The sequence below is a fragment of the Halomonas hibernica genome (assembly GCF_013183775.1).
GTDB lineage: Bacteria > Pseudomonadota > Gammaproteobacteria > Pseudomonadales > Halomonadaceae > Vreelandella > Vreelandella citrativorans.
Genome location: NZ_VIFN01000007.1, coordinates 118708 through 142570, shown reverse-complemented (window position 1 = coordinate 142570; position 23863 = coordinate 118708). Strand labels below are relative to the sequence as shown.

General features: G+C 54.3%; 20 protein-coding genes. 10 read left to right on the top strand and 10 right to left on the bottom strand.

What is annotated here, in order from left to right; all coding sequences use genetic code 11:
* Positions 1–55: 55 nt before the first annotated feature.
* The gene (locus FKN99_RS12235) at positions 56–487 is read right to left on the bottom strand and encodes a MerR family transcriptional regulator (RefSeq protein ID WP_172118143.1); all 432 of its coding nucleotides are present in this window, start codon (positions 485–487) and stop codon (positions 56–58) included.
* Between the two features lie 71 nt (positions 488–558).
* Here FKN99_RS12235 and FKN99_RS12230 point away from each other — a divergent pair, with 71 nt between their 5' ends.
* Positions 559–1581: an SO_0444 family Cu/Zn efflux transporter gene (locus FKN99_RS12230; RefSeq protein ID WP_172118142.1), complete on the top strand. Its 1023-nt coding sequence runs from the start codon at positions 559–561 to the stop codon at positions 1579–1581.
* A 68-nt stretch (positions 1582–1649) separates the two neighbouring features.
* Here FKN99_RS12230 and FKN99_RS12225 read toward each other — a convergent pair whose 3' ends face one another.
* Together FKN99_RS12225 and FKN99_RS12220 are read right to left on the bottom strand one after the other, a co-directional pair.
* Positions 1650–3056, bottom strand: coding sequence for a PQQ-dependent sugar dehydrogenase (locus FKN99_RS12225; RefSeq protein WP_172118141.1), 1407 nt, complete (start codon positions 3054–3056; stop codon positions 1650–1652).
* A complete protein-coding gene (locus FKN99_RS12220) occupies positions 3053–3481 on the bottom strand; it encodes a DUF2231 domain-containing protein (protein WP_172118140.1) in 429 nt (142 codons plus the stop codon). Before FKN99_RS12220 ends, FKN99_RS12225 begins: the two co-directional genes overlap by 4 nt.
* A gap of 452 nt (positions 3482–3933) precedes the next feature.
* On the opposite strand from FKN99_RS12220, the gene FKN99_RS12215 reads away from it, so the two are divergent.
* Both FKN99_RS12215 and glpK read left to right on the top strand, forming a co-directional pair.
* Positions 3934–4656, top strand: coding sequence for an MIP/aquaporin family protein (locus FKN99_RS12215; protein ID WP_172118139.1), 723 nt, complete (start codon positions 3934–3936; stop codon positions 4654–4656).
* A gap of 82 nt (positions 4657–4738) precedes the next feature.
* Positions 4739–6244 carry a glycerol kinase GlpK gene (glpK, locus tag FKN99_RS12210; protein ID WP_172118138.1) on the top strand — a complete coding sequence of 502 codons (1506 nt, stop codon included), beginning with the start codon at positions 4739–4741 and terminating at the stop codon, positions 6242–6244.
* Between the two features lie 216 nt (positions 6245–6460).
* Here glpK and FKN99_RS12205 read toward each other — a convergent pair whose 3' ends face one another.
* Positions 6461–7363, bottom strand: coding sequence for a LysR substrate-binding domain-containing protein (locus FKN99_RS12205; RefSeq protein ID WP_172118136.1), 903 nt, complete (start codon positions 7361–7363; stop codon positions 6461–6463).
* A gap of 181 nt (positions 7364–7544) precedes the next feature.
* Here FKN99_RS12205 and FKN99_RS12200 point away from each other — a divergent pair, with 181 nt between their 5' ends.
* Entirely contained in the window at positions 7545–8123 is a 579-nt protein-coding gene (locus FKN99_RS12200) for an NAD(P)H-dependent oxidoreductase (RefSeq protein ID WP_172118134.1), read from the top strand.
* Between the two features lie 89 nt (positions 8124–8212).
* Here the strand turns inward: FKN99_RS12200 and FKN99_RS12195 are convergent, their stop codons facing one another.
* On the bottom strand, positions 8213–8962 hold the full coding sequence (locus FKN99_RS12195) for a hypothetical protein (protein ID WP_172118132.1): 750 nt from the start codon (positions 8960–8962) through the stop codon (positions 8213–8215).
* A gap of 401 nt (positions 8963–9363) precedes the next feature.
* On the opposite strand from FKN99_RS12195, the gene FKN99_RS12190 reads away from it, so the two are divergent.
* The gene (locus FKN99_RS12190) at positions 9364–11121 is read left to right on the top strand and encodes a mechanosensitive ion channel family protein (protein WP_172118130.1); all 1758 of its coding nucleotides are present in this window, start codon (positions 9364–9366) and stop codon (positions 11119–11121) included.
* Positions 11122–11291: 170 nt separating this feature from the next.
* Here the strand turns inward: FKN99_RS12190 and FKN99_RS12185 are convergent, their stop codons facing one another.
* Both FKN99_RS12185 and FKN99_RS12180 read right to left on the bottom strand, forming a co-directional pair.
* Positions 11292–11891 carry a nitroreductase family protein gene (locus FKN99_RS12185; protein ID WP_172118128.1) on the bottom strand — a complete coding sequence of 200 codons (600 nt, stop codon included), beginning with the start codon at positions 11889–11891 and terminating at the stop codon, positions 11292–11294.
* A 221-nt stretch (positions 11892–12112) separates the two neighbouring features.
* Positions 12113–15595, bottom strand: a complete 3483-nt coding sequence (locus tag FKN99_RS12180; protein ID WP_172118126.1) for an acyl-[ACP]--phospholipid O-acyltransferase — start codon at positions 15593–15595, stop codon at positions 12113–12115.
* Positions 15596–15735: 140 nt separating this feature from the next.
* Between FKN99_RS12180 and FKN99_RS12175 the strand changes: the two genes are divergently transcribed.
* A complete protein-coding gene (locus FKN99_RS12175; RefSeq protein WP_172118124.1) occupies positions 15736–16470 on the top strand; it encodes a helix-turn-helix domain-containing protein in 735 nt (244 codons plus the stop codon).
* A gap of 43 nt (positions 16471–16513) precedes the next feature.
* Positions 16514–17416 (top strand): putative RNA methyltransferase, encoded by a 903-nt coding sequence (locus FKN99_RS12170; protein ID WP_172118122.1) that lies wholly within the window; start codon positions 16514–16516, stop codon positions 17414–17416.
* Positions 17417–17543: 127 nt separating this feature from the next.
* Here the strand turns inward: FKN99_RS12170 and FKN99_RS12165 are convergent, their stop codons facing one another.
* Both FKN99_RS12165 and FKN99_RS12160 read right to left on the bottom strand, forming a co-directional pair.
* Entirely contained in the window at positions 17544–17750 is a 207-nt protein-coding gene (locus FKN99_RS12165; protein WP_018917934.1) for a cold-shock protein, read from the bottom strand.
* 271 nt (positions 17751–18021) lie between these two features.
* Positions 18022–19185: an MFS transporter gene (locus FKN99_RS12160; RefSeq protein ID WP_172118120.1), complete on the bottom strand. Its 1164-nt coding sequence runs from the start codon at positions 19183–19185 to the stop codon at positions 18022–18024.
* A gap of 136 nt (positions 19186–19321) precedes the next feature.
* On the opposite strand from FKN99_RS12160, the gene FKN99_RS12155 reads away from it, so the two are divergent.
* Positions 19322–20209 carry a helix-turn-helix transcriptional regulator gene (locus FKN99_RS12155; protein WP_172118118.1) on the top strand — a complete coding sequence of 296 codons (888 nt, stop codon included), beginning with the start codon at positions 19322–19324 and terminating at the stop codon, positions 20207–20209.
* A gap of 9 nt (positions 20210–20218) precedes the next feature.
* Here FKN99_RS12155 and FKN99_RS12150 read toward each other — a convergent pair whose 3' ends face one another.
* Positions 20219–21181 carry an ATP-binding cassette domain-containing protein gene (locus FKN99_RS12150; RefSeq protein WP_253927037.1) on the bottom strand — a complete coding sequence of 321 codons (963 nt, stop codon included), beginning with the start codon at positions 21179–21181 and terminating at the stop codon, positions 20219–20221.
* 333 nt (positions 21182–21514) lie between these two features.
* On the opposite strand from FKN99_RS12150, the gene FKN99_RS12145 reads away from it, so the two are divergent.
* Positions 21515–22414 carry an NAD(P)/FAD-dependent oxidoreductase gene (locus FKN99_RS12145; RefSeq protein ID WP_172118116.1) on the top strand — a complete coding sequence of 300 codons (900 nt, stop codon included), beginning with the start codon at positions 21515–21517 and terminating at the stop codon, positions 22412–22414.
* A gap of 293 nt (positions 22415–22707) precedes the next feature.
* Positions 22708–23856: a dicarboxylate/amino acid:cation symporter gene (locus FKN99_RS12140; protein ID WP_319941287.1), complete on the top strand. Its 1149-nt coding sequence runs from the start codon at positions 22708–22710 to the stop codon at positions 23854–23856.
* Positions 23857–23863: the final 7 nt, after the last annotated feature.

Here is a 23863-nt window from a genome sequence, read left to right as displayed (position 1 = left end):
AGCTACTTGAGGAAGAGGGGCGCCTCGCCACGCTTCTACGCATCGTCGCCTCTATTTATCCACAGCCGTGTTCGCTGCAGGCAAGCGTGTGGTCGTATAGCGTTTGGATGATCTGGCAGTCGGCGGTTTTGCCACCCCGGCATTGCTGTACTACCTGGCGTAGCTCAGTAGCGAGCGCTTGCAACTTGGCAATGCGCGCTTCCAGATGCTGAAGGTGCCGAGTGGCGATGTCGTCAGCCGCGCCGCAGTCGGTGTCCGGGTGGTCTGAAAGTGCCAGTAATTCCTGAATGCTATGTAGATCGAGACCGAGGCTGCGGCCGTGACGAATAAAGCCGATACGCGCAAGCGCTGCTTGATCGTAATGCCGGTAGCCTTGCTCGCTGCGTTTGGCGGGTGGCAGTAACCCGAGTTTTTCGTAATGACGAATGCTTTCCGGTGAGCAGCCTGTGCGGGTAGCCACTTCACCAATGCGATACGTGTTTTTCATCGGCTTGACCCTGTAACGATTACAGGGTTTAGGCTAGCCCCTATTCCCACTGTGGACAAGCAGGTGATGACATGACGCTGGTTATAGAGCTATTGCAAATTGCGTTAACGGCGGCCCCGTGGCTGCTGTTGGGGTTGGTAATTGCTGGGCTAATTAAAGCATGGCTGCCGGAACACGTGCTGCAGCGCTGGATGGGAGGGCGTGGCTTGGGCAGCATTGTGCGGGCGGCGGTCATAGGTATGCCCCTGCCGCTGTGTTCGTGTGGCGCGATTCCTACCGCTATTGCTTTGCATCGTGGTGGCGCGGGGCGTGGGCCCACGACGTCTTTTTTAATCAGCACGCCGGGGGTGGGCGTTGATTCCATTCTACTGACCAGCGTACTGCTTGGCCCGTTGATGGCCGTCGTGCGCGTCATCGGTGCCTTGGTAACGGCCATTGTCACCGGGCTGCTAGTCGGGTTAACGCGTGAGCCTGCAACTCCCACCTCTGCCACGCCTGGCGGCTGCTGCGCTTCCTCCGGCTGTCATACGCCCACCGCGAAAGCCGACGAACCCAGCGGTTTGAAGGCCGGGCTGCGTTATGCGTTTAGTGATCTGTTAGATGATATCAGCGCATGGGTGTTTGCCGGGCTGTTGCTGGCGGGCGTGCTGGTAACGCTGGTGCCGCCTGATACGCTGGCCCATTACTCAGGTGGGCTGCTGGCGCTTGCGCTGATGGCCGTGGTGGGCATTCCACTCTACATTTGTGCGGCAGCGGCCACGCCGGTTGCTGCTGGGCTGCTGTTAGCGGGGATTTCACCGGGTATGGCGCTGGTTTTCCTGCTGGCGGGGCCGATCACCAGCCTGGCGACGTTAGCGATATTGCGTCGCGAACTAGGCAATGCCGCGTTGGCGGTTTATCTCGCCAGCGTGCTTGTCGTTACTGTGCTCGTAGGTTGGACAGTAGATAGCGTGCTGGGAGTGACGGGCTGGAACGTGGTCGATCAGGCAAGCGAGGTTCAGGAACTACTGCCTGTTTGGCTGGAGTGGTTGGCGCTGGCAGTGCTGGCTTTGGTGGCTATTCGCCCCGTACGTAAGCGCTTGCTGGGATTTTAAACATTCACCGTTTGAGACAGCGTGATGAAGCAGCGACGGGCAGGGAGTACCTGCCCGTCGCTTGGTGGTTAGTCAGCCTCTTGGGGCGTTGATGGCTGCTCGGGTGGTTCGGTGGATGTTGGCTCGGGCTCCTCTGGCTCAGAAGCGTTTGCTTCAGGCTCCTGCTCCGGTGGGGCGGGCGGATTATCCGGTGTAACCCGCCAAATCGCATTGGTCAGGTCATCGGCAATAATAAGCGCGCCATCCGGATCAATAGTGACACCGACCGGGCGGCCAAGTGCTCTGCCATCATCGGTAAGAAACCCACTGGCAAAATCAATCGGGTCGCTGTCAGCAAGTTGGCCGTTGCTAAAGGGGATGAAGCTTACCTTGTAGCCAACCGGGTCCGCGCGGTTCCAACTGCCGTGCTCACCTACAAAAACGCCCTCGGCGTACTCTTCGCCCATGGCGGGCGTAGAAAAAGCCAGGCCAAGCGGGGCTACGTGAGAGCCAAGGCTGTAGTCCGGTGCAATAGCGGATGCCACTTTTTCAGGATCTTCCGGGCGTACGCGAGGGTCAACATGCTGTCCCCAGTAGCTGTAGGGCCAGCCATAAAAACCGCCTTCCTGAACCGAGGTAATATAATCAGGTACCAGGTCCGGACCGAGTTCGTCACGTTCGTTAACCGCTGCCCAAAGCGTGCCGGTATCGGGTTGGGTGGCTAGCGCTGAGGGGTTGCGCAGGCCGGTGGCATAGGGGCGGTGCGCGCCCGTGTCGACATTGATCTCCCACACTTCGGCGCGATTAACCTCCGCCTCCATGCCCCGCTCGGTAATATTGCTGTTCGAGCCGATACCGACATAAACAAACTGCCCATCGGCGCTGGCGGTCATCGCCTTGGTCCAGTGGTGATTGATCGCTGAGGGCAGTTGCGCAATGACTTCTGGCGGCCCGCTGGCCTCTGTTTGGCCCTCGTCATAATCAAAGCGCACCAGCGCATCCTGGTTGGCCACATAGAGGTTGTTGTCTATCAGAGCCAGCCCATAAGGCGCGTTAAGGTCTTGGGCGAAAATCATCTGTTCGTAGCTGCCGTCGCCATTGTCATCGCGTAGCAGGGTTAAGCGGTCGCCGCCCTCTACAGCGGTGTTGCCTTGGTCCTTGATATACCCAGCGATCACATCCTTGGGCTTTAATGCCGGTGCATTACCGCCGCTACCTTCCGCCACCAGAATATCGCCATTGGGCAGCATGATGGTTTGCCGGGGCACCTTAAGATCAGAAGCAATCCTGGTGATGGTGTAGCCCTCAGGTACCGTCGGTAGCCGGTCGCCCCATTCGGCGGGCTCGGGAACGGTCATGTCTGGCAACAGCCCGCGCTGTGGCTCGGGGAGTGTTGGGTTGGGGCCAAAGGGCTGTTCTACATCAAAGGCATTCGCGCCGCTGGCAGCCAGCATAAATGCCAGCGGCGTTGTGTAACGCAGGATGAAATGTTTCATGACGTTGCTCCGACAGTGGGCCGAGAAAAACCGATCCAAATCGCTGCGACGCTCAATACGGTAACGATGATCGAAAGAATAAAGCCAGTGGGCATCATGGCCCAGGCATCGCGGGCATGCACCAGGGCATTGATAAAGCCCAGTATCCAGATGGCCAGCAAGAGTGCTGGGTAAACCAGAACAAGCCCGCGACGATGTTCGGCACGAAAGAGACCGATAATTGCGCATAAAAACGCCAGGCCTGCGAAAACAAGCCCGCCAGCAATTAACCAGGAAGAAAATGTGCCCCATTGAATATGAAAGCTTTTCGAGTAGGCGTAATCGCTTAACGCGGCGCCAAGAAAAAGTGGAAAAATGCTCACCAGTAATACGGCATGAAGCGGATAGATGCCGCCTGGATAGGTCGTCGTTGTAGACCTCCTCATGATACGCCCTCCTTGATAAGTGACCCCAAAAAACGTGGTCAAACCCGCTCTCTATACGGGCTTACGATAGCCAGCTGGATAGCTGACAACGTGAGTATAGGTCACGTTTTGCTACACCAAAAATTGCCATGTTTTTCGGTTAATAAAATAAGCGCAGAGGATGAGCGCTGCGGTAACTATCGAAAAAATATGTTCGTTAGTTGACGTGAGGTTATTTTATGTGAGCAGGTAATGATTAATTATCATAAGGAAAGGGGTGTTGAACTAATGTCTATTTGTTTGAAAATTTATATTAATCAAAAGCATAGTTGGTAAATTTAAAGAGAGTTATTTTTTTGTATTGTTTTTTTCAATACCCCCTATAGGATGCCAAAAGGAAAACGATATTTTCTAAAAAGAACATTCAATCGTTCTAAACAGAGCAAACCGATCACATGGAGTAGCTGGTTACGATGCTTGAAACAATTTTTCTATACGAAATAGTGGGTACGGCCATATTGACGCTCTTGGGGTGTGGCGTAGTCGCTAACGTGCTGCTGAACAAAACCAACGGGAATGGCAGCGATGGCATCGTTATCTTCTTTGGTTGGGGGCTCGCGGTCTTTTGCGCGGTTTATGTCGCCTATGAGACTGGGGCACATATCAATCCCGCCGTTACGCTTGGATTGCTCGTCGGCCCGGCGACGGAATACGCCCCCGGCATCCCTATTAACGCTGTGACCACTGCGGCCTACTTTGCGGCTGAGCTCATCGGTGCCTGGTTGGGTGCCACTGTTTGCTATCTGGCCTATAAAAAGCATTACGACGCGACCGAAGACGCGTCAAGCATACTGGCGACGTTCTCTACAGGCCCGGCGATTCCTTCTTACGGGTGGAATCTGGTCACTGAGATCATCGGTACCTTTGTGCTGGTGTTCGTCATTATCATGTTTGGACATACGCCTTCTGGGCTTGGCCCGTTGGCGGTGGCGTTGCTGGTAGTATCCATTGGTGCTTCGCTGGGTGGGCCTACAGGCTATGCGATCAACCCCGCTCGGGATTTGGGGCCGCGCATTGCCCACGCATTACTTCCCATTAAGCACAAGGGGACGAACAACTGGTCTTACGCTTGGGTCCCTATTTTAGGACCCTTTATCGGCAGTGTCCTTGCCGGGCTTGCCGCGTATGTTTATTAAGTCAGCCGGGTTTATTAAGCCAGCCTGCTGATTTGATTCTTTTTAAAACAATCATTTAACGTTAACGCTTGAGAGGCATTTCATGAGCCAGAAAAACTACGTTCTCGCTATTGACCAAGGCACCACCAGCACGCGGACGATACTGTTTGACCATGAGGGCCGGGTTGTCAGCGTAGCCCAGCATGAGTTTGAGCAGATTTTTACGCGCCCGGGTTGGGTCGAACACTGCCCTCGCGAAATCATGACCAGCGTGCTGACCACCTTGACCGAGGTGATTAACAACAGCGGCGTTGATGTCTCCGAAGTTGCCTCTATCGGTATTACCAACCAGCGTGAAACCACCGTGGTATGGGATAAAAATACCGGGCAGGCGGTACATAACGCCATCGTCTGGCAGTCGCGTCATTCCGCCGAGATCTGCGATGAGCTGCGCGAAGCGGGCCATGCCGATATGATTCGCGATAAAACCGGGCTGGTCATTGATGCTTACTTCTCCGCCACCAAATTGAAGTGGATTTTCGACAACGTAGCGGGCGTTAAGGCAAAAGCGGAAAAGGGCGATTTGCTGTTCGGCACTATTGATTCTTGGCTGGTGTGGAACCTGACCGGCGGCGCTGTGCATGCGACCGATGTCAGCAACGCATCGCGCACGATGCTGTTTAACATCCGTGACCGGAAGTGGGACCCGGAGCTACTGGCACTGTTTGGTGTACCTGAGTCGATGCTGCCCGAAGTTAAGTCCAGCAGTGAAGTTTACGGCAACGTGCTGCCTAAATTCCTGATGGGCCAGGAAGTGCCGATTGCCGGTATCGCTGGCGACCAGAACGCCGCGCTGTTCGGCCAAGCCTGTTTCGAGCCGGGTATGGCGAAAAACACCTATGGCACGGGCTGCTTTACTCTAATGAACACGGGCACCCAGGCCACGCCCTCCAAGAACGGCCTTCTTACCACCGTTGCGTGGGAAGTGGATGGCACGCTGGAATACGCCCTTGAAGGTAGCGTATTTGTGGCGGGCTCGGTGATTCAGTGGTTGCGTGATGGCCTGAGAATGCTGGGCAAAGCGTCTGATTCCGAAGCGTACGCCACGCGCGCTAAGGATAATGACGGCGTTTATATGGTGCCCGCCTTTACCGGGCTGGGTGCGCCTTACTGGAACTCTAACGTACGCGGCGCCATGTTTGGGCTCTCCCGGGGGACTCAAAAAGAGCACTTTGTGCGCGCGGCGGTCGAATCACTTGCCTATCAAAGCACCGATGTTCTCAAAGCCATGCAGGCGGATGCCGACATTGCGCTAACCGAGCTTCGCACCGACGGTGGGGCGATCTCCAACGATTTCCTTGCTCAGTTCCAGGCCGACATACTGGGAGTGGATGTTCTACGCTGCGAAATAAACGAAACCACTGCACTTGGCGCGGCGTATCTTGCTGGCCTCGCCGTTGGCTTCTGGAAGTCGCGGGATGAAATCGTTGCACAGTGGGCGTTGGAGCGTCGCTTTGAGCCGCAGATGAAAGATGAAAAGCGCGATGAGCTTTATGCCGGCTGGAAAAAGGCCGTCAACGCTACCATGGCATTCCATGTAGAGTCCTAAGCGTAACGCTGTAAGCGCAGGTGTTTGTCACGCCCCGGCCCCAGGCCGGGGCTTCGCGTTATAGGCGCCGTGGCCGGTATCGGCCTTATTGCTATGCCCACCGGCATTTTGGCCGCTGCGTTTCAAAATAAACGTCATTCGTAAAGAGAGTGTAGAGCGTCAGGTTCAGAATAGTGAATATCTTGTTCCAGAACCCTTGATTCACTATTTGCCGCTTTAACTCTGCAAATACTCCTCCGGCAGGCGTTCGGCCAGAAAGTCCATAAACAGCCGGGCGCGCTGTGAAAGTGTGGCTTGGCGGTAGTAAACAGCATTGACGGCCTGCATTTGAAGTTCGGTATGACTGGGCAGCACATCGACAAGTGTGCCCGCCTTGCGGGGCTTGATGGTCATGAAGTCGGCAAGGCAGACGATCCCTTCACCTTTAAGTGCTAGCTCTATCAGCGTGCTGCCGCTGGAGGCGGAGAGGGCGGGCGTAATATGTAAGCACTTACCATTGGCACGGCGCAGCGGCCAATGGTTAAGGTGTTCAAGCTGGCTGAAGCCGAGCAGACTATGGTGCTTAAGATCTTCAATACTTTGAGGAGTGCCCGCGCGCTCAAGGTAAGCAGGGCTTGCCAAGAGGCGAAGCGGGCTATGACCCAGGCGCCGGGCATGTAACGAAGAGTCGTCCAACTCCCCGATACGAATGGCGAGGTCCACACGCTGTTCCAGCAGGTCAACAAAACGGTCGTGGGTATCCAGCTGTAGCGTAATGCCGGGGTAGCGGGCACGAAACTCACCAAGTACCGGCACAATGACAAACTGCATAAAGCTGGGCGCGGCGTTCACCCGTAGCCGCCCTTGAGGTTGGCCGTGGTGATGCTGAACGGACTCTTCTGCGGCTTCTACCGCCGTTAGTATGCGGCGGCAGTGTTGTAAAAACGTTTCTCCCTCTTCCGTTAGCTCCAGGCGGCGGGTGGTTCGGCGTAGCAGGGTGGCGCCAAGCTTGCGCTCCAGGCGGTTAAGCGCTCGGCTAACGCCCGATACCGTAATGCCCAGCCGTTCGGCGGCGCCGGTGATCGAGCCGCTGTCCACCACGGTGATAAATGCTTGCTGCTCTTCAAGCGTGGTTTTCATAAGCGTTGCTCTTGCCTGTCCAGGTTAAATGTCGTTGTTGATTTTATATCAAAAGTCTCTTGCCCGTGGACGGGTTTTTCCATGCTTTTAAGTACCCCATAATCGGCGGCATTCAAGCCATGTTGGCAGGACTACCGCCTACCAACAGGCAAGTCTATCTATTGGACGAGAGGTTTTAACGATGAAGGTTCTGTTAATCAATGGTGGCAAGCCGTTCGCACATTCTGGCGGTGAACTCAATAATACGCTGCATGATGTCGCGTGGCGTACGCTCGCCGAGTTGGGCCATGAAGTTCGCGAGACGGTAATTGAACAGGGTTACGAAGCAGAGGCCGAGGTGGAAAAATTCCTCTGGGCAGATACCATCGTCTATCAGATGCCGGGTTGGTGGATGGGCGCGCCCTGGAGCGTTAAACGCTACATTGATGAAGTCTTCACCGCTGGGCATGGCTCGCTTTATGCCAGCGACGGCCGCTCGCGCCAGGATCCCACCAGGCAGTACGGCAGTGGCGGCTTGCTGCAAGGGCGGCGCTATATGCTGTCGCTCACCTGGAATGCGCCGCTGGCCGCCTTTGATGAGGCCGATAACTTCTTTGAAGGGCGCGGTGTCGATGGCGTTTACTTCCCGTTCCATAAGTCTCAGGAATTTATTGGCCTGGAAGCGCTGCCTACGTTTATCGCCAACGATGTAATCAAGGCGCCAGACGTTGCACGTGATATGGCCGCTTATGCCCAGCACCTGACGCGCCTGTTCGGCTAAGTGAATTGATGTTATTACGGGATTAGCGATCTTGTACTTCTTGAGTCAATTTACCCAGTAACCTCGTAAGCATCGTGCCCTTGGGTTAACTAAAAGCGCCACGTAATGCCAGCGAGAGGTCCGCCCATTTCGATATCGATGAGTGAGTCTGTTTCATCGCGTTTAACCGATAAATGGCGATAGCCGCCTGAAAGATAAAGCGTATCGCTGAACTGGTAGTTGAGTGTAGCGACAACTTGCCAGGTGTTTTTTTTCGATACATCCAGACCGCCAATATCCGCATGAAGCAGTGTGGACCAGTTGGGCGCCCAGTGTGATCGCAGGCGTGCCACCACAATAGGATCTATCCACTGTTTGGTTTTGGCTGCATTAACGCCTAGCGCAGGAATGTTGATGTCGGTATCAATTTGCCAAGCACGTGCGCCTGCCAATAAATCAAGCTGCTGTGTTGGTGTCGTCATCACTTGATAGCCCGCAGCGGCCGTTATAAAGCGCTGGCGTAGCTTACTATTCGCGACAATGCCGAAGGGTAGCGTGCTTGCCTGGCTAAGGGAGGCCCAGGAAATATCGCCAAAAAGTACCAAGCGGTCCTGGCGAGCGGTGCCGGTCATGAAAAAGGCGCCATCCAGGTCATCCAAAATGCTGCTGAAAGAGCGTGAAGTACTAACGGTAGGGGCATTTTCAAGCGGGCGCACATCGCCTGCCAATCCGGCCATCCAGACATAGGGGGTAAGCTGAAAGCGCCAGCTCTCCTCATTAATGTCATCAGCGTTGGTGGGCAGGGCAAGGCCTGCTGCGATAAGACCTATAATGGCTGAAAATGACCGCAATCGACGCATCTAAAGGTTCCCCTGCTGTGTTTTATTCGGTTTCCGCTCTTTTTTGATTAACACTCTGCTTATCCCAACGCCGTTTTGGGGAGACGTTTTATCGGCCTCGTTAGATTAAGCTATCGTGAGGTTAGATGCTTTGCAAGTCGCTAATATGACGCTAGTCACACTGTCTTCACCCAACCTAAGCGACGCTATGCAGCTTTGTTGTAAGGACTTACGCGTAGGCATAACAGGCCGACTCTTTATGCGTGAGTCGGTGGGCCGTATTAATATTGCTGTTTATGACTTCGCCTTGCGTCCTACCTAAAGGTAGGCTGTACTTGATTTTTCACCTTCACTGACATGGATAGTCCAGTAATGCTGGATGTTAGTGTAGAAATTTTGACTCCCAAGTGAATATGGGGCTTATGAAAGCACATGGCTCGTGGCCTACATGGGTGGTACTGGTAATTGTATTCGCGTTTTCTAACCTCTGTGCCGCGCAAACTCAGGGCGAAGAAGGCGAAGAAGCTACACAGTGGTTTACCACGGATGAACTGAATGTAGGGCTGGGTGAAGCGCCCGACGAGATTAACCGTATGTCGCCGAGGGAGGCGATTCGGAGTTTTCTTGAGCTGACTGAGGAGGAGGACTATCAGGGTGCCGCCCACGTACTGAATCTTGCCGAACTGTCACCAGAAGAGCAGCAGGAGCGTGGACATGTGCTGGCCAGGCAGTTAGCCGAGGTATTTCGGCGCGGAGAGTGGCTGAGTGCGTCGAACCTTTCAGGCCGCCAGGATGCCGTTATCGAAGACACTACGGGCGAAAACCCGCTCGCTGGTAATCCGCGACGGGATATTGAGCTGGCCTCACTGCAAGCCGATGGTGAAGCCTACGACATTCGCCTGGGGCGATACCGAGTAGAAGACGAAGACCCCATCTGGCTGATCATGCCGGGAAGCGTTACCTCAATCCCTTTACTCTACGATGAGTATGGCCCCTCCATGGTGGAGGAGTATATACCCGACCGATTTAAAACCACGTTCGGCTTTCTAATGGTATGGGAGTGGATTGCCGTTCCCGCCTTTCTTGTATTAATTGTACTGCTGGGCTGGGGCATCTACACCTTTGTGGGCCTGATGGCCCGATGGCTACCTTCTGGCGCGCTCAGTATTTTTGCCGCGCGTATCAAGGGGCCGGTGTCGCTCATCGCCATGTCGCTCGTCACGCAGATGCTGCTTGAGTATGTCGTCTCTTTCTCTGCAGTGGCAATGACCACATTCCGTGTTCTGCTGATTACTGTTATGGCGTGGGGAGCCGGCACGATTGCGCTGCGTTTGGTGGACACCATTATGCTGCGCATGGCCCGGCGGCTAGTGGGGGAAATCGACGACACCAAACCAAAGGATGAACGCAGGCTTCTCACCACGCTCTATGCGGTGCGTCGGGCCGTGATATTGGTGATGGTGTCGGCGGTGACCATCTACGTGTTAAGTCAGATCCAGCTCTTTGAGACGCTTGGTCTTTCATTGCTGGCCTCGGCCAGTGTGTTGGCGGTGCTGGTGGGTATCGCCGGGCAGGCCGTGCTGGGCAATATTCTTTCATCGATGCAGTTATCGCTTGCCAAGCCGATTCGTATCGGCGATTTGGTGATTTTTGAAGATGAGTGGTGCTATGTGGAGGGTATTTTCTATACCTTTATTCGGCTGCGGGTGTGGGATGACCGGCGAATCGTTGTTCCGGTAACGTACTTTGTCTCCAGGCCTTTCCAGAATCTGTCGGTCAAGAGCGCGAAAATGTACCGCAGTATGGAGCTGATTCTGCATCTAAGTACCGATATTGCGTTATTGCGCAAAAAGTTTCTAGAGTATGCCGAGATGGAAGATAGTGTCATCGAGCATCATAAACTTCTGTGCTACGCGACGGGGCAAACGGCGACAACGCTGGTGATTACCTGCTACTTTGTGGCTTCTGATCCCATGTCGGGCTGGACCGCTGAAATGAATATCCGGGAAAAGCTGCTGACCTTTATACGTGAAGATCATCCCGATTGGTGGCCACGAGACGTTATGGTGATTAGCCATCAGGACGTCGCTCGCGCAGAAGGCACCAAGCCCCACAAAACAATTATGGGGACAAGCAGTGAAAAGCCAGCCACAGACTCTGAGCCGCGTAAGGAAGAGTAACCTTGTGAAAATGGGGAACCAGATATGGACCTTCAGGAGATGGGCCTTTTCCGACCGTCTTTGTTGCCGGAAAAAGCCCGCTTTTAAAACGCTACCACCCGCGGTTTTGGGTAAACCGGCGGGCGGGCGTTGGCATATTTCTATGCAGTGAGACGTTAAGATGTCGCTACTTAAGAGAAGATGCGGAAACGTTCCTCGTCATCCATAAATGTCTTCTCGCCTAACGGCGCCTCATGAGAGCCGAAGGGCATTTGCGCACGCAGTTTCCAGGAAGCTGGCAGGTCCCAAGTCTCAAATACGGCGTCGTCGATAATCGGGTTATAGTGCTGCAGGCTGGCGCCGATATCGGCCTCGGCAAGGGCGGTCCAAACGGCAAACTGGGCGATGCCCGTGGCGTGTTCTGACCAGGCAGGGAAGTTGTCGGCGTAAGATGGAAACTTCTCCTGTAATCCTTTGACAACGTCCTGATCTTCAAAAAACAGTACGGTGCCCGCGCCAGCGGAAAAGCTATTGATCTTTTGCTCGGTCGGCGCAAAGGATTCAGCAGGCACGATGGCACGCAGCTTATCCATCACCAGTTGCCAGAACTTGTCGTGCTGCTCGTTGAACAGAATTACTGCGCGCGAGCTTTGGGAATTGAAGGCAGTGGGTGCCAGTTTTACCGCTTCCTTGATCAGGGAAGTGGCGTCGGTTTGACCGATGGAAATGTTTTTACCAATAGCGTATTGAGTACGACGTTGCTTGTAAATATTGATGGCTGGGTTGGACATAAAGCATTCCTCTTTTAGTGGGTAGGAGCCTTTACGAAGCAGTAATTCCATAGGACTATTAGCTTAACTTATACACATTTGTTCTGGATGATATAAGTAAAAAATCACCGGCTCGGATAAAAAAGCGCTTTTCCCCACGGGTAATTGGGGCTCTGAAATCAGGCGGTTCGTCCAGACACCGCCGGTTTATTCCAGTAACGGGACCATTACTCGCTATTGGATTAATGCCGTGAGAACTGCTCGTTTTCGGCTAGTTGTTCCTGCGCCAGGTGTCTGGCGCCGGCAATATCGGGCTTACCGGAACCCAGTTGCGGTAATTGATCAACGGTGAGCCAGTGGCTGGGAATCATTAGCGATGAGAGACCCTGGCCGCGTAGGGCCGTTCTGACAGCCTGTGCATCCAGCGGGGTTTCCGAGAGTAAGACAATACGCTCGCCCTTATTAGCATCCGGTATGTTGACCGCCATGATGGCGGTATCGGGGTCGGCAAGCGTGGCGTTAATAGCCTGCTCCACCGCGCCGAGGCCAATCATCTCACCGCCAATTTTAGCGAAGCGTGAGTAGCGATCCACAATGGTCAGAAAACCATCTTCATCCAGATAACCCTTGTCTCCGGTGATATACCAGCGCTGGTCGTTGAGATTGCACACCACCTTGGCGGTACGTTCAGCATCGTTCAGGTAGCCCTGCATGACCTGAGGCCCGCTAATCAAAATCATGCCTGCTTCGTTAGTGGAAAGCTCTTCATAACTTTCAGGATCAACAATTTTGAAACTCGTGCCGGGTAGCGGCATGCCAACCGTGCCTATCTTGGCCCCCCGCTGCACTTGCAGGTAGTTCACATCCAGCGTATCGGGAAGATTAACCGCCGCTACCGGCGAGGTTTCGGTTGCGCCGTATCCTTCATAAATCAGCTTATGAAATTTAAGCTGGAACGCGCTGCGTACGCTGTCGTCGACCTTTTCCGCACCGGCGACCACCACTCTGATGCTATCCAGCATGAGCGGATGAACGTTGGAGCTGCGAGTGAACAAGCGCAGAAACGTCGACGTGCCACACATAATGGTTGCCCGGTGCTTGGCAACCGCTTTTGCAATACCTGCCGCATCGGTCGGGTCCGGGTGGCACACCAGGGGCAGGCCCTCAATTAACGGTAAGAACTGAGTAACCGTGAGGCCGAATGCATGAAACAGCGGAAGCGAGGCCATCATGACGTCGTTATGCTCGGTATTCAGCGCGTCGGACGTTTGCTTGACGTTCGCCATCAGGTTGCGGTGGCTTAACATCACGCCTTTTGGCTGTCCTTCGCTGCCGCTGGAAAACAGGATGGCGGCGGTGCCCTCGGCATCATGTGCTCGGCAGTAGCAGAGGCGCAGCAGCCAGGACGGCAGCAAGCGGACGCTAAGCCATGTGCCTAAGCGTTCAGCCCGGCCCATGGAGGCTTGTAGTGTTTCCAGGTAAACAACGTTTTGATTGGCTAGTAACGCCGATACATCAAGCCCACGGGCGTTAAGTTTTTCCACGAAACGCGCAGACGTGAGAACGGTATCTATCCCGGCTTGCGAGAGGGCCGAAGCCAACGCATCGCCGCTGGCGGTGTAGTTAAGGTTGACCACCGTTTTGCCCGCCAGCAGCGTGGCCATATTGGCGAGTACCCCCGCGCTACTGGTAGGCAGCAATAAGCCGATGTTTTGCGCTTTGCTCTGCTTGCGGATGCGCTTGGCCATCAGAATACTCGCCGTGAGGGCTTTAGCGGCACTTAATGGGCGGCTGATCGTGTCCGTGAGCGCCAGCTTTCCTGGGCGGCGTTTTACGCTGCGTATCCAGGCATCCGGCAGGGTGTGCAGGTTCTCCATCGAGAGCTGCCAGGAGCGGGTAGCCTGCTCAAAGATGCGCCGCTTGAGTACATCGGCTGGGGTCTCTTTTGGCAGCGTTTGGCCAAAGACCACAACGATAGAGCGGTGTAGCGGTGCATGGCGTAGTTCTTTAAGTTTGCTGGAAGAGTGCGAGAACTGGCTGCCCCATAGTCCACGTAAATAAAACGGAACGATTTTTACGTCGGGATTGGCCATTTTGCAGGCCCGCTCATAGCCTCGGCGAAATTCGCCCAACTGCCCGGTGCGGCTGATAGCGCCTTCCGGAAACAGGCAGACCACTTCACCTGCGTTGAGCAACTCAGCAACGCTATTAAGTGCCCGCTCGGCGGCAGCGCCGCGCTCAATGGGGATACAGCCCAGTGCTTTAAAAAACCAGCGCAAATACCAGCGCTGATAAATGCTTTTTAGCATCACAAAACGCACCGGCCGAGGGCTTGCGATCTGTACCATGGCCCAATCAATCCAACTGATATGGTTGCCCAGTAACAGCACGCCGCCCTGGGCAGGCAGGTTTTCCAAACCGTAAACATCAACGCGATAGCGGCGGGTCAGCAGAAAGCCCAGTAAAAAACGCACCAGACTTTGGGGCAGTTTTAGAATGGTGTAGCCGCCCCCTATCATCGCTACGCTAGCGATCACAAGTAATAAATAGTGGCTATCCACGCCCGCCAAAGCGAACAGCGCCGTGAGCACCAAAAAGCCCAGCATGGCGATATTTTGAATCCAGTTATTGGCTGCCAACACCGTGCCCAGCTCGTTATCCGCAGCGTGGAACTGGATCAGGGCGTTGAGCGGCACAATAAACAGCCCGCCCATTAAGCCGATAAACACAAAATTAAGCGCTTGGCTGAGTGGCGTTGTGAGTAGCGGTAAGCACCATAAACCAACGGCAACGCCTAGAGCGCCCACTGGAATTAAGCCGGTTTCAATACGGTTGCGTGAAAGACGACTGGCCAGCACCGAACCCAGCGCAATACCGATGCCGCTAGCGGCGAGAATACCTTGCAGCACCAGCGTGTTATCAATGCTGAGCGCGGATTTGGCGTAGGCAGGGAAGGCGGCTAACAGCACTTGGCCAACAGACCAGAAGGTGGCAAGACCGATAATCGACAGCCTTAACACGGGTTGGTGTGCAACGATGCGTAGATTGTCTTTAAGCGCGCTGCCTTTTATATAGCGCTTCCAGGTCAGCGGTGTGCTGGGCGGCTGTGGGGTATCCAGCGGCAGCCGATAAAGCGCCATCACCTGAATGATGCTATTGAGCACTAATAGCCAGCCTAGCGGAGCAATTTGGCGCAGCAACTGCTCTGGGGGTTGGTTGGCCAAGGGTGTCCATGCTTCAAAGAAGGCGGTAAACACCACGGTGCCCGCTAAAATGGCACCAATGGTAACGGCCTGGACGATGCCGTTCGCTTCGGCCAATCGGGGTTTTCCAAACAGCGTCTTGACCATGCCGTATTTGGCAGGCGAGTAAAAGGCTGACTGTATCGCTAGCAGTAGCGTCATCGCAAAAGCCAGCCAAAACCAGCCTTGATAATAAGCCGCCGTAATGCCTAGTGATACCACGACCGCTGCCCACGCCGAAATGCGTAGAATACGTACTTTGGGATAGGTATCAGCCGCGTGACCTGATGGGCTAAACAGCGCAATGAACGGGAGCAGGATTAACCCGTTTACCAGCGCAGTAAGCACTATTTGGGTGGTGCCATCGTAACTTTTGAAGATCGAATTCTGAATAACGATCTTATGCCCCAAGTCGAGAAAAGCATTAAGAAAGATAGCGATGAAGTAGGGCCATGCGCCCTTCATCTGTAGCACTCTTTGCATGTTCACTAAGCCTTATAAACCCCTTTAGATGGTAGCAATCTGTCCAAGTCAGGCCTTGGGTGCAACCTTGTTAGACCAGGTTGTGTTATACGTGCTTTAAAGTATCATTATTTGCTACGTTGAGGTGTCTGGAGGCGCTTATGTCCCAAGTGGGGTGTTTAATTGATACGTTGAAGCGCCAGCTTCGTGCTCAGGGTAAAACCTATGCCGATGTGGCTCAGTGGCTGGGCCTAAGCGAGGCGTCCGTTAAGCGTTTGTTTGCTGAAAAGCACTTTACCCTGGCGCGGCTTGAGTGCATCTGTGATCAACTCAATATCGAATTTGCCGAGCTGGTACAAGCCATGCAGGCAGAAGAGCTACGGCCCCAGCAATTGACCCAGGCTCAGGAGCAGAGCATCGTTGACGATCGTGAGCTATTTCTGGTCGCTGTCTGTGTTGTTAATGGCTATAGCTTTGACGAAATTCATCATCAGTATCAGTTAAGCGAGACGGAGTGTACACGTCAGCTGCTTAAGCTTGAGCGGCTAAAGCTTATTGAGTTGCTACCTGGCAATCGTATACGCCGCCGCGTAGCCGCCAATTTCCGCTGGCGCTCTGGCGGCCCCATTCAGCAGTTCTTCCAAACGTATATTGCGAATGAATTTTTTCGCTCACGCTTTGATGGCGAAAGCGAGCAACTGCTGGTCCTCAATGGTCTGCTATCCCGAGCAGGCAATGACGAGTGGCAGCAGATAATGCAGCGCTTGGCCAAGGAGTTTCACGCCCTGTGCGAAAGAGAAAGTAGTTTGCCTCTGCATAAGCGCTTTGGTACCACGTCAGTATTAGCGGTGCGCCAATGGAAATATGCGTTGTTTCAGGACTATACGCGCCGTTAAGCTAACGGCCATATTGCCTTCTTCTTTTATATGATGACATTTTATGAGCACTTTTTCTTTTCAATCACTGGCCTGCCCGCTGGACGGCGGCCCGCTCACTCAAGCGGAAGGCGTATGGCGCTGCACGGTTGGGCACAGTTTTGATATTGCCAAACAAGGTTATGTAAATCTACTGCCTGTTCAGAACAAGCGTTCAAACGACCCCGGTGACAGTAAGGCCATGGTGGCGGCACGGCAGCGTTTTTTGAATGCCGGGTATTACCAGCCTGTTGCCGAAGCTGTTCGTCACGCTGCCTTGAGCGATGCCTCGGAAAACGAATGGCTTAGCTGCCTGGATGCGGGATGTGGTGAAGGCTACTACTTGCGTCAATTGGCTAGCACTGCGCTGCAAATACCGCTTGCTTTGATTGGCCTGGACATTTCCAAATGGGCGGTTATGGCGGCGGCCAAGCAGGATCATCAGCAAGAGCAGAGTCGTCAACAAGGGCAGGATCATCAGCCAGGACAGGGCCGTCGGCATTCAGCCACGTGGGTAGTGGGCAGTAATGCCAATTTGCCCGTACAGTCGGGCACGCTGGATAGGCTGCTCTGCATGTTCGGCTTTCCCGTGATGAGCGAGTTTGCCAGAGCGCTTAAGCCGGGAGGCTTGTTGCTGCAAGTAGAGGCAGGGGCAAATCACCTGCGCGAATTGCGTGAGATTATTTATCCAACGCTTAAACCCGAGCGCAATGCAGAACCCGCTGTGCCAGAAGGGTTTAGCCTGCAGGCAACCGACACGATCCGCTATCCGCTGACACTGAATGACAAAGATAGCATTGCGGATCTTTTGGCCATGACGCCGCATCTTTACCGAGCAAGTGCAGAGGGCCGTGAAAGGGCAGCAGCACTTGAAACGCTAACCGTGAGCGTTGATGTACGGCTTATTACGTGGATTAAAAATATATAAAAGCGAGAAGCGGACAAGTCGTGGGTGAGGCTTGTCTTGTTTTGCCAGGCCCAAACGCAACAAGGCCCGCCGAGGCGGGCCTTGTCAGTCAGACCCTAAGGTCTGAACAAACACTTAATAATAAATATTAAGAAGTTTGCTTGATGTTAGAAGCCTGAAGGCCTTTTTTACCCTGGGTAACGTCAAAAGAAACGCTAGCGCCTTCTTGAAGGGTTTTGAAGCCGTCAGACTGAATTTCGGAGAAGTGTGCAAACAGGTCGTCGCTGCCGTCAGAAGGAGCGATGAAACCGAAGCCTTTAGTGTCGTTGAACCATTTAACTGTGCCAGTTGCCATGATTAAATCCTTTCGCGCATAAGCGCCGTAATAAAATTCCTGGTATTACCCAGATTGAAGTAGCGGGTGAAACAAGGAATACAATGTCAGGCTGCCGAAAGAATCGTACGCTTCTGAAACCATGCTGCTTGCTAACCAACTGGCGCTACAGTGCCATGTTTCGCGGCACGCGTCAAAGGGTTTTTGTATTTATTTTCTAATCCCAAGGCAATACTTCACTCCTACGCGCAACAGGTCATATCGCGAGTGCTAAGTGCTTAATATTAATTGTTTAGTGGCTTCGCTTGCGCATGGTGAGCTGTAATAACGCACCGCTTGCAGCAAGCGCACCGGCACTTAACGCAAGCGTCCAAAGCGGAAAGGCACTGGCAAGCATAAGCCCGCCTATCGCCGCCCCAATCGCGCTACCCAGGTAAAGCGCTGACTCGTTCAGGGCTACGGCGAGATTGCCATCGCCATGCGGTTTACGAACGTGCATTAGCGCGTTATTTTGCGGCACCTGTAACGCCCAGCCGACGGCTCCCCATAGGGCGATAGGCACAAGTGCAAGCCATGGATGCAGAGCTGCAGCAATTGGCAGGCTTATCAGCGAAACGGCCAAGACCAGCATAATAGCCAGGACAATGCTGGAGCCTTGGCTTTTATCCACAATCGGACCAATTAAAAAGCTGCCCAAAATCCCGCCAACGCCCCAAACCCATAGATAAAGTGCCATAGAGGGAGAGCTGCCAGACGTCGATGCTGCTATAAGCGGTGAAATAAAGGTGTACATACCAAGGCTTGCTACGGCAGCTAACAGCGAGACAGCTAGAATGGTCATGGTCGCGGGGTGCTTCAAAATGACCAATTTGCGCCGCAACGATATAGAAGGCGCTGCGGGAATATTGGGGAGCTTGTAGTACAGGCCTGCCAGGGAAATTGCGCCGAGCAGTGCAATCAGCCACATGGCCGAGGCCCAGCCCAACTGTCCGGCGAGCAACAGACTAAGCGGCACGCCAAGCACGGTGCCGCTCGCCATCCCGCCCATAATCATCGCGATGGCGTTGCCGCGCTGCGTTTCAGGTACGAGTGCCGCCGAGGCTGCAATCCCTAGCGCCAGATAAACCCCTGCTCCCACGCCAGCGAGTGCTCTCCAGGCCATCAGCATGACAAAACTTGTGGTCAGCGCGCTTGCCACATTTGCAATAACGAATATCGCCAATGCGATGATTAACCCTGTGCGCTGCTGATGACCTGGCAGGAGCGCGACCACGATGGGGGAAACCAGGCCATACGCTAGCGTAAACGCCGTTACCAGTTGTGCCGCCATGGCATCTGATACTAAAAAATCGTGAGTAATCAGGGGAATAAGGCCTGCAGTAACATAAGACGCCATCCCCAAAGAAAAGGCGCCCAAGGCAATTAAGTAAATCGATAGTCGAGAAGAAAGTGCCATTAGGCTCTCCAGTCAGGCTCATACATTACTTGGCAGCCGTATCTTGCAGACGGCTCCAAGCGGTGAGGGCGCTATTCTGGAGAGGCTTTAAAGGGGGTACAATTTAACTATTTATACTATTACTAAAGGCAACAAGATGGCGGCAGTACGTTCGTTAAACCGCACCCGCACCGAGCTTGGGGAATTCCTGCGTAGTCGACGCGAGCAGGTAACACCTGAAGAGGTTGGCTTGCCCGTGGGTAAGCGGCGGCGCACGCCTGGCTTACGCCGCGAGGAAGTCGCGGCACTCGCCGGGGTTGGGTTGACTTGGTACACGTGGCTGGAGCAAGGGCGCGATATTCGCGCCTCGGCGGATTTTCTCGACCGCCTTGCGCGTACGCTTAAGTTTGATGCCACCGAGCGGCGCCATCTGTTTTTGCTGGCGCACCAACGCCTCCCCGCTGAGCCGGGAAAAACGTGGTGCATAGTGCCGCCCTTGATACATCGTCTGATGAACGATTTACCTACTCGGCCTGCCTACGTGTTGAATTTGCGCTGGGATGTGCTGGCCTGGAACCACGCGGGTGATCGTCTGTTTGGCTTCTCTAAACACCCACCGGAGCAGCGCAATCTTCTGTGGCTACTGTTTGCCGATGCAGCCACTCGCGGACTTTTCGACCCTTGGGAAGAGCAGGCCCGCCAAATGCTCGCCAGTTTTAAACGCGATGCGGCCCGCGCGCCTGAAGACCCGGCGATCAATGCGTTGATCAAAATGCTGATCCACGTGGATAAAGATTTTAAAACGTGGTGGGCAGGACAGGATATCCACGGGCCTTGCCACGGCGTTCGGCACTTTCACTTCGCGCCGTTAGGGGCGCTCGATTTTGAGCATACCTCGTTGTTGGTTGACGAAGACCGCCACCTGCGGCTGGTCTATTACGTTATTAAAAACGGCGCTACTGAAAACGACGCCGCTACCAATGGTATGGGCAACGAAGAGGCGTTTAATCGCTGGCTTCAGGACGCCCAAACGCCAGCATCATAATGAGTGGTTTTAGGCTTTTTCCAATACCCAGCCCTCTGGCGTAGCGCATAGGTAGTCGGTCAGCGCGAGGTTGTGCAAGAACTCCAGGTCATGAGAGGCCACTACCAGCGCACCTGGGTAGCCTCTTAACATGCTTTCCAATGCCTGTAGCGAGGGTAGGTCGAGATGGTTGCTGGGCTCATCCAGCAGTAACAGTTGCGCGGGCGGGTCGGCATATAGCGCGCACGCCAGCGCTACCTTTAGCTGCTCACCACCGCTTAGCTTCCCGCAGGCAACGCTAATTTTCTCAGCCGTTAGCCCAAGGTGTACTAACCGTGTTCGCAGCAGGCTGGTCGGTGCTGCTCGGTTGGCTACGGTTAACTGCTCTATAGCGCTCCGGGTTTTATCCAACTGAGCCAGGTGTTGATCGAGATAGGCGCTTCTGACATGCACACGGCGTTCACCCTTTAGGGATGGGCGCTGTTCAGCCAGGAGTTTAAGCAGCGTGGATTTACCCGAGCCGTTGGGGCCAACAATGCCTAAACGCTGCTGCCCCGTGAGGCTGAGATTAAGCTTTCCGGCAACGTAAGGAAGTGTGATATCCGTGAACTCAGCAATGATCCGCTGGGCAGGCTGCACGGGAATGTCATGCAGCGCGATATGTGTATCTTCAGAAAGCTGCTCCCGAGCTTGCTGAATAGCGCTCAGGTGCTGGCTGCGTGTTTCTGCCTGCTGGTGGGCAAGGCGCCCAGCAGAAAGTTCGCTGCGCTCTTTTTGACGATCCAGCAGGATTTTTGCCTGATTGGCATCATGTCGCTGGCGGTTGCCACGTGCCTGACGTTGCGCTTGGCGTTCATGTTGTTGATGCACCACGCGCTCTGCACGTTTTTTCTCTTTTTGATGGTGTTCCAGGCTAGCTTGAGCCGCTGCTTGTTCGCTCGCCTTTTGTTCGGCGTAAAAGGTGTAATTGCCGCCATAGCTGCGTAGCCCCAACGTTGACAGCTCAACGATACGTGGCAGGTGGGAAGCGTATAAGAAACGCTATCGAGCGAAATAAACGTCTTCGTCATCGGATGTACCTATCAATGCCAAACGTTCCCCTTTTGATAAGGGATGGAGAACGTGACCGTCGGAAACAGGACGGCAGCATTAATAGCGCATTGGACGAATACCTTTAATCAGAGGGAAGGCTTCTAGCCTAGTCAACTTATGTTGCTTTTCCAAGACCTTTGCCGCGCTACCTGCCTGCTGATCTACACTTTCTGACAAGGATTTTGTATCTCGCTAGATACGCGCAATAGGCACTCAATGGAAAGAGAGCAAACCATGATGTACGACGTGGCAATTGTAGGCGGTAGCTATGCCGGGATGGCCGCAGGGCTGCAGCTGGCCCAGACACGGCGCCATATAGTAGTGGTGGATGCTGACCAGCCGCGTAACCGCTTTTCCGCTCGGTCGCGGGGATTTTTGACGCAGGATGGTAAGTCGCCCGAGGACATTGTGGCGGCAGGCTACTCGGAACTGGCTCAATACCCGACAGTTGACTGGCACAAAGGGGAGGTTAAAACGATTGTCGGCGAAGTGGGCGACTTTACGCTAACGCTTGCCGAGCCACGGGCAACGGCGTCGTCATTTCGCGCCCGTCGCGTTATTCTGGCCGCTGGCGTAGACGATGATCTTCCCGCGTTGCCAGGGCTTAAAGAGCGCTGGGGCACGCATATTTTTCATTGCCCTTACTGTCATGGTTTTGATCTAAACCGTGGGCATATTGGTGTGTTGGCCCATTCAGAAGCGGCGATGCACCTTGCGCTGATGCTGCCCGACTGGGGCAAAACAACGCTATTTTTGAACGACGCGTTTGCGCCTGATAAGTGGCAATTACAAAAACTCGACGAGCGCGGTACGCATATCGAACATGGCGCTGTTGAACGCCTGGCAGGGGAAGGCGTGAAGGTAGTAATGGCCGATAGCCGGGTATTTCCCTTGGAGGGGCTGTTTGTTGTCACTCAAACGATCCCCAGCACGCTGGCGCTGCGCCTTGGGTGCGAAATTGAGACCACGCCGCTGGGGCGTGTTATCAAAACCAGTGCTGCTCAGGCAACCTCCGTGCCTGGTGTTTTTGCTTGTGGTGACATTGCACGGCCTGTGGGTAATCTTTCGCTTGCCGTTAGCGACGGCGCCTTGGCCGGGCAGGCAGCGCACCATTCGCTGGTATTCGATTTATAAATCAGGCTTCAATGGCGCAGTAGAGGAGCCTCTTTCAATGCCAATCAGCGCAGTCCCCAATACGTGTGCTTGTATCGCGAGCCTGAACCATCAGACAGCGGCTGGAGGTTCACTGGCTCCGTAGGGTGACGTTTTCAGTTGGCGGGCTTTAATAAGCTTTCTGGGTAAAGGTGGCTAACATGGCGGCGCTTTTGAAAGGGTATATGCGCTCTTCGTTGATTCTACGTGTCACGATCGCGTTGCTGCTGGGTGTGGTGGTGGGTTTGTTGGGTGGGGAAACCATCGCCACTTGACTGGGGCCGGTCGGCGATCTACTGCTGCGTTTGCTGACGTTTCTAATTGTACCCATTGTACTGTTTACGCTGATGGTCGGGGTCAACCAGTCAACGGTGGGTGGCGTCGGCCGCGTTGGTCAAAAGGTGCTGCTGTATTACCTGGCCTCTTCCGCGTTCGCAATTGTGGTGGGGCTATCGGTGGCCTCACTACTTAATCCAGGCAGTGGCATGACGCTGGATGACAGTGCGAGCTTCTCAGTGCCGGAGAATCCGGGACTCGTTGATGTACTGCTTAATATCGTACCGAACAACATTATTGGCGCGTTGGCTGATCAGAACCTGCTCGGCATCATTTTTACCGCGTTGGTATTCGGTATCGCTTTGATGAAAGTGCGCCAAAGCGAAACGCACGGCAAAAGCGCCGAGCGGTTGTATGAAATGATCGAAGGCTTGAATGCTGTGACGCTGAAGGTGATGTCGGGCGTGCTGCATGTCGTACCGATTGGGGTGTTCGCTATCGTGGCGGAAACTGTCAGCCAGCAGGGGTTTGAAACGCTACTATCATTGGGTGACATGGTGATCGTGCTTTACATTGCCTTGGCCGTTCAACTGGCGATTTACTGCGTCATCATGCGTCTTTTTGGGGTGAAACTGCGCCGCTTTTTTCGGGAGGCTCGCACACCGATGGCCACGGCGTTTGCCACGCAAAGTAGTGCGGGCGTGCTGCCACTGACCATGAATGCCGCCCGCCGTATGGGCATCGCGCAAAGTGTGTACGGGTTTAGCCTGCCGCTGGGAGCGACCATGAACATGGATGGCGCGGCGATTCGGATCGCTATTTCCGCGGTGTTTGCTGCTAATGTGATCGGCGCACCGCTGGATCTTGCCAGCATGGCTCAAATTGTCGTGATCGGTACGCTGATCTCAGTTGGCACGGCGGGCGTGCCGGGGGCGGGTATCATCATGATTGCCACCGTGTTTGCTCAGGTAGGGCTGCCGATCGAAACCGTCGTACTGTTAACCGCTATTGATGCGTTGGTAGGAATGGGCGCTACCGCTCTGAATATAACCGGCGATTTAGTGGGCACGGCAGTGATCGCCAAAAGTGAAGAAGGCAAACAGAAAGACGTGCCTTTAGACGATATCTCTTCCACAGTGAAAGAGTAACGAGCAA